Genomic DNA, 6,559 nt, shown 5'->3' with positions numbered 1-6,559 from the left:
AGGGGGGGTGAGTCTGTCATCAGATCACATCTTCATGGTAGTGAAACTGCTAATGATACTTTGGATGCCGATCATGCGACATTTACACATACTGAATGTCCCAACCCTGCTGCCGGAGCTGTTCGCAGTTGGCCTCGATTTCCTCCCCCTCGCCAAGCGTCCTCCTGCTTATGGCCAGGCACAGCAGGTGTGTTGGGCGGGTCATCGCCACATACATTGCAAGTACCGCTGGACGATCCGTTTTCGCGTCCTGATACCACCGTGGCTTGTTGCCCAGTGAGCCAAGGCAACAGGCTAGCGATGAAGTGCTCGTGACTGTAGGTTTCCAGCACAAGCGTCGCGGTATGGTTCTGTCCCTTGCTTGAATGAATGGAGCCGAGCTTGACGTCCAACACGCCATGGTCTTGATTGCTGCGGAAGGTATTTACTTCAAGATGTACAGCGTCCTCCTGCAGAGTATCCAAGCCTTCCGCTACCCAAGCGAGGTAGCTCTGCGCTGCTTCGGGTTGCTCATCTACTCCAGCAAGGACTGATGCCAAAGCCCAAAAGCGCTGAGCGAAAGATGTCCAGCTGTCGGCACTGATGGTATTTGATGTGAAGAGTAGATCGACCACCAACTGTTGGTAGGCGGCCAAGTCATTCAGGTCGATCAGTAACTGTTGTACTTGGACGTGCTGTCGACTTCCCACTTTGATTTTGGTGGTGAGATTGGAGAGGTTTACCAGGTGGAGAAGGCATTTCGCGATCTCTTCCACGCTATGGTGAGCAGTATCGCTTTTGACGAGATCACGTTTGGCTTGGCGAATACGCTCGATCAACGTTGGCGGACGGTAAGCTGCTAGACCTGCACTGCGATCATAGCCCTCCCAATAGTGCCCGACCGTTTTTGGGTAATGCATCGGGTCGGTGTCATCGGGATCGATGTCTTTATGGGTAAAGCCTATGGCAGTGATTGTTGCCTTGTCGTGTAGCTCCACGGGGAGTTGCTGGAATGCCAGGCGAGCGTAAGCATCCAGTACGGGGCTACAGTTGCCATCAGAAAAAACGAAAATGGTGTGGCGAAGCGCTCCGGTTTCTCCCACGTTGCGCCGCCCTGAAAGTCCGCCAGCGACGGCCTGGAGTGCGAAGGGATTTGCCAACATCGCAATCGATTCATCGAAGCGGAAGCTACTGGAGATGTCGACTGCTCGACTTCGATCCGGAAAGTCACTGCCATTGGTGTGGACGTCCGATTCAAAAATCGCCTGGTTGGAATCACCAACCCTAGTCACGCAAATCCCGGTGTTGTGGCGAGGGAAAATTGCGTTCAGGTACTCAACCTGCATCGCAGAGGTATCCTGCATCTCGTCGATGAAGACGCATGGAAAGCGGTGCCTCAACCCCTCAGCTACCATGGGTCGCGCAGCCAGTTGAGCACTGCCCAGCACGAAGATTTCGTCGTAACAAAAGTAACCGCGCTTCGCTGTGTCGACGACTGCCCTAGCCATGATTTGGTAGCTTTGAGTATTTGGCCCGCTAGGCAGGTTGCCTTTGGCGGCCATGATGCAAGGATTGTCAAAGTCAGCAGTGGCTAACCGCAGCAATTTGGTATCAAACGCTCTGCGGGCCAAGAAGCTGCCCAGAAACCGTTTATCCACGGCTGACAAAGACCTCAAACGCATCCGATGGGTCAGCTCATCATCGATCGCAGTGAAGCGGTATTGAGCGGAAAGGAGCCAAGGCGTGGCAAGGAAGCGCCTGACAAAACCGTGGATTGTGTCGATGTAGTGAGGGTAACTCAGTAGCCGTCGGCCAACTTCGGTGTTTCCCAGTCGATGCTCAATTTCATGGCGAGCGACGTTGGTGTGAGACAGCACGCAGATGCCACGAGTTCGGCTTTTCCATTTGCGGGCAAGAATTGCGAGCTTGGCGACTACAAGGGTCGTTTTACCGCTCCCTGGCGACGCGGATACGTCGAGCGTTTCCTGCGATCGAAGGAAGGCGAGGCGTTGCTCATCCAGACCCTCCAGCTTCATGAGCTCTGAGACCCACTCGATGTCTTCGTCGGTAATTTCGGGCACCAGGTCGCAGAACGCGATCATGGCATCTGTCCCTGCGTTTGCTGTTCTGTGGGTTGGTGCTGATTGGGCGTTATCTCTATGCGAGAAGTCACGTAGTAGATCGCCTCAACGAGGTAGGCGGGAAGACGTTCTTCCAATCGCTCAAGACTCACTCCCAGCGTTTGAAAGCGCTGCTCCAAGATGTCAACGAGGTACTGCGCAGTAATCGCTTTGGAGGCAACCTTGCGGTGGAACAGTGCGTAGATGGTCGAACTTGTTTCTTCAGCCGAGATACCTGAGCTTACAAGGCCCTCATATTCGGTCATGGCTCGTTCAATTACTTGGTCGTGCGTTTCCCGAGCAGCATGGATCGCATCATCGTGCGCCGCTAATCGTGCGGCCACAAGAAGTTCAAGTGCCATGCCGCTGTAGGCCAGGTCGTACTCCAGTGTCCATCGTTCCGCCACGAACGTTTTTACATTTTGCTCGTCGTTAGCTTCGCGCGAGTTTCTCCGTTCAGACAAACGTTGACGCCGTGTTTCATCATCAGAGCCGAAGTCGCGGTTCGCTCGCACCTCCGGCGGCCATCCACCCACTTGGGGTCGTCATCATTCTCTACCAATCCCAGAATCTGTGGTGCGCAGTCTGGCATGACGTCCATGTCCGAGATACAGGCGACAGGGATGTTCAGAACGCCTTTTGAGGGATGAGCACGTTGAAGGATCCGAGCATATCGCCTCAGGCCAACGCCCCCGACGTTCACCAGCGAGACGCCATGGCGGGTCAGATCTCGTCCGAGCAGCTTTGCTAGTGCTGGTAATAGGATAGTTTCAGCATCTCCCTCGACGACGAGGAGACCCCGTGCGAAAAATAGATTTGCTTTGGTCACGTCCAGGAAACGCGCGAGGAATCGGTAGTCCCCCTCATCCAGTTTTGTGTGTTGCCTGCCGAGAGAATAAGCCTTGCGACCGTGCATCAGTACTAAATTCTCTAGAGCTATTTTGGAACTGAGGTTGGGACTGTGGGTGGTAAGGATCACCTGCACGGGCCGCGTTTGGTCTTCCTGGTCGACCTCATCTGCAGTCGATCCACCATCGTCAGATGAGAGCGCTGAAGGAGCTGTGGAGCCTTCGTTCCATGGCAGCGAGATTTCCTCTCGCTGATCGATCTCCATCGGGCGAGTGACTGTGGAGGAGCTTGGTCTGGGCGTAGCTGCAACAGTCAGAAAATCCATCAGACGCAGTTGTCGCTGTGGATGAAGGTGGGCCTCTGGCTCTTCTATAAGCAGTAACGGCAGTCCGTCGGGTTCCTTGCCAAGCAGTAGTAACTCACAGGCCATGAACAACAGATTGTTAGAGCCCAGGCCGTATTCCCCACGAGCTTCACGTGAACCCTGGTCGAGCAGACTCAGTTCCATGCGCTCTAGGATCTGTCTAAGGCGAGCTGGCTCCGAGCTCCCTTCAACGAAATTGATCCGCCCATGTAGCTCATCACCTTCCAGTGAAAGATGGGACAGGTAGTTTTCGTTGACCGAGTCTTGGGCAGAGGTAACACCTGGATGCATGTTCACCAAATGCCGTAGATACCCAGCCAACCCAGCGAGGCTCAGCGACTCAGGGTTTGCAAGCGGCTGGTCAACATCAAAACCACTCCCATCCTTGATGCTGGGGAAATGCTTGAGCACTTGTGAGAGGCGTGATCCACGCCCAGGGGACATTTCCCGTGTGGCATCTCGAAGGGGGCGCAAGTATGCAGCAGCCAGCAGTTGGCGGACATTGGTGTCAATGCTTGGGCCACCGCCGCTATGGCCACTGCGTACAACAATATCAACCCAACGACGTGCGAGGACGTCGTCCGAGAGTCTTCGTGCTGTCCAGTGAACGTAAACGACCGCATCACCACCCTTGAATGTCACGTACTCGGACAGTGCCCCCTGATCCGCGACAGACAAATCTGCAAACTTGGCCACGATCGTGATCTGACTCGCCTGAGGCCCTTCGTCAGGAATGTGGAAGTCCTCCGGCTGCAGGCGTACGTATTCTCCGTCTCGCGTCTGAAGGACGAATCGCAGGGCGTCGATGACCGATGACTTACCCGCGTCGTTCTCTCCGACCAGCGCAGTAATGCCTTTGTTGAATTCGATGACCAGACCGTTTGATTCGGCGCTAAATTGACGAAAATTCTGAACCTTCAGTGCTGACAAATACATCCATGTGTTCCTGTCATAGAGGCTTGCGGAGCAGTAAGCCGGTCAACGAATACTACTGGAGATCGTGCTGGCTATTTGCCTGTCGCTGAAATTTCGCTGGGCATTTCTCCGCTGAGTTGGTGCGACGGAGTAGGCCATGGTACTCACATCCCAATCATGATGTCTGGGCTATATCTTGTTCGAGTTCCCGCACAGCTTTACTTACTTTGATCGCAAAAAGCCGTTCTATCTGGTCATCACGAAGCTTTATCACATCATCGCCAACCCATAGCGCCAGTACTTTTCGCTTATCAGCGATGCTGTGATCATCCAAGTTCGGAATGTAGGCGTGATTAGAGGCTCTTCCGCGCTTGAGCTCGTAAAAGGTTTTGATCAACGACTTGAGTTTGATCTTCCCTTCCAGTGAGGAGCGTTTGGTCAGGTTACGTATCGTGTGATTGACCGCTCGAAGCTGGGCGGTAGAGGTGATCTGGGAAAAGTACGATGCCCAGCCTCGCCGTTTTCCTTCGAAGAAACAGCCCGTGATCCGTAGGTTAACTTTCCATTCGCAGTATGCTCTGGCCCGCTCCATGTCTTTAGGAGAGCGAGCCGTCGCTACCTTGTGCCGATAGGCCGTGAAGATGTTCGCAATGGATGATTCAAATCGGAGGATGCTATCGCGTCGAATGATCACGTGCCCACCTTCCACCTGATACCCCAGGAAACTAAAGGGATCGGTCAGCGGGGCGAACTTGGATTTTGAGTCTGGGCCAAACGGATGTGGGTGTAACCCCAGGCTCTGCAGCCCCGCCATCAGCTCCTTGGCTACCGCCTCAGCCTGGCCGGCAGGCGTTAGGATCAAGATGTCATCGACATAGCGCTTGTACCAGATCCCGGGCCGACCATTAACCATAAGATCGATATCTTGCAGTGCGATCTCCGCCAGCATATTGGAGATAGCTAAGCCCTGGGGCACTCCAATGGTTGAGTTGGGCGTGTCCTTCCTGCCTCTCGACTCAGAGACAGTTGGCGTAGTAATCGCCGTGGTAATGAGATGCTTGAACTCAGGCTTGCGAATCTTTTTCCGGATAGCTGCATCAATCAACGTATGAGGAATTGATGGATAGAAGTTTTTCAGGTCAATCTTGGCGTAATCGGCATAGATTCCAGACGCCAGTGCCACCTTGAGGTCTTCGATGACAACCTGTGGCAGTGATAGCCTCGCTGTTGGATAAACCTCTGCAAGGCACTCACATAAGGCGCGCAACACAATCCGATCACGCGCGGTCGGAATTGAGATCTGCCTGGGCGGGGAGGCTGCGCCCTTCAGAATCAACTTTTCCTTGAATGCGGTGAAGCGATATTTACCCTGCTGAACCTTTTGGATAATGAGTTCGAGCTCATCATTCAGTCTGGCATCCAGCTTTGCCGGACGGGTGCGGTCAAGCCCGATAGCGCCAGAGTTCTTGATCTTATCAGTGTAAATGCGGAGCAATGGTTTGCGAGCGAAATGCCTCTTGAAACTCCGTGCAGCGCTCATCTGCCCGCCCAAGAGTACATGCCTGCCGCGAGGGGTAGGGCGTACAGGGCTACGGTAACAATCAGGCGAGCACCTATCCAGGTGATGGCATAGCAACTCTCAAACGCAGTCGGTGTTCGGCTGGTCAGCCCGGTGGAAAAAACACGTGCGACGCGGTCATCGATCTCTCTGTGATTCTCTGCGTCGGCGAGCAGATCATCATACTGCTTCGTCTGTTCAGAGGTGGGTGCAGTACCCGATGAGAGTTCACGATAAAGGGCGTGCAACTGCAGGTAGTTTTTTCGTATTGCCATGGCGCGCACTCGAAAATCCCGGTTTGTCACTGCGAGCGAGACGCCTAGTAACGCAACGGAAAGGACGGTGGCCATTACGTCAGTATCTGGGCCAAGTACATGTTCGTAGCGAATGGCTAGAACGCCTAGAACAGCGCCGAGGATTGCGTACCACACCAGGAGCATCTGGGAGTGAAAGTCCAGCCATTCCAAGCGGTTATGGGCTTGAATTCGGGCCTTGTAGGTGAACCAGATAGCATCCTTCACACGCAACACTCCATGGGAATTTGGAGAAGAGGCAAGCGGGTTTGAGTCATCTTAGAACATCCCCAGAGGGATCAGTGGGCGTGAGCCCAACAGCCAGAGCTGTTAATTATCAGAGCCGCCCCCGAATGAACGAGAGGAGGTACCTGCCTCTTCGGTCATGATCTTACATTGCCACCAGTCATTAAGGAAACTCCATAGGCGTCTTAAGTCAGCGACACTCCGCCGGCACCGTGGGTTGTAAACCTACTTTTCG

5 protein-coding genes are annotated in these 6,559 nt (G+C 54.0%); all 5 read right to left on the bottom strand.

Annotated elements, in window-relative coordinates:
* Positions 1–71: 71 nt before the first annotated feature.
* Positions 72–2,081 (bottom strand): UvrD-helicase domain-containing protein, encoded by a 2,010-nt coding sequence (locus tag G3436_RS25005; protein WP_243667315.1) that lies wholly within the window; start codon positions 2,079–2,081, stop codon positions 72–74.
* Positions 2,078–2,563, bottom strand: coding sequence for a hypothetical protein (locus G3436_RS28065; protein ID WP_243667314.1), 486 nt, complete (start codon positions 2,561–2,563; stop codon positions 2,078–2,080). The genes G3436_RS25005 and G3436_RS28065 overlap by 4 nt, the downstream gene beginning before the upstream one ends.
* A complete protein-coding gene (locus G3436_RS25000; RefSeq protein ID WP_243667313.1) occupies positions 2,515–4,248 on the bottom strand; it encodes an ATP-dependent nuclease in 1,734 nt (577 codons plus the stop codon). The genes G3436_RS28065 and G3436_RS25000 overlap by 49 nt, the downstream gene beginning before the upstream one ends.
* A 154-nt stretch (positions 4,249–4,402) precedes the next feature.
* Positions 4,403–5,779, bottom strand: coding sequence for an RNA-directed DNA polymerase (locus G3436_RS24995; RefSeq protein WP_243667312.1), 1,377 nt, complete (start codon positions 5,777–5,779; stop codon positions 4,403–4,405).
* Positions 5,764–6,306: an SLATT domain-containing protein gene (locus G3436_RS24990; protein ID WP_163950745.1), complete on the bottom strand. Its 543-nt coding sequence runs from the start codon at positions 6,304–6,306 to the stop codon at positions 5,764–5,766. The genes G3436_RS24995 and G3436_RS24990 overlap by 16 nt, the downstream gene beginning before the upstream one ends.
* Positions 6,307–6,559: the final 253 nt, after the last annotated feature.

Origin of the sequence: Pseudomonas brassicae, assembly GCF_010671725.1 — a bacterium.
Classification (GTDB): domain Bacteria; phylum Pseudomonadota; class Gammaproteobacteria; order Pseudomonadales; family Pseudomonadaceae; genus Aquipseudomonas; species Aquipseudomonas brassicae.
This window is presented reverse-complemented; position numbering and strand designations above follow the sequence as displayed.

Excerpts from the sequence above, each read along its gene's own strand:
- G3436_RS25000 (WP_243667313.1), bottom strand. The coding sequence starts at position 4,248 with ATGTATTTGTCAGCACTGAAGGTTCAGAATTTTCGTCAATTTAGCGCC.
- G3436_RS25005 (WP_243667315.1), bottom strand. The coding sequence starts at position 2,081 with ATGATCGCGTTCTGCGACCTGGTGCCCGAAATTACCGACGAAGACATC.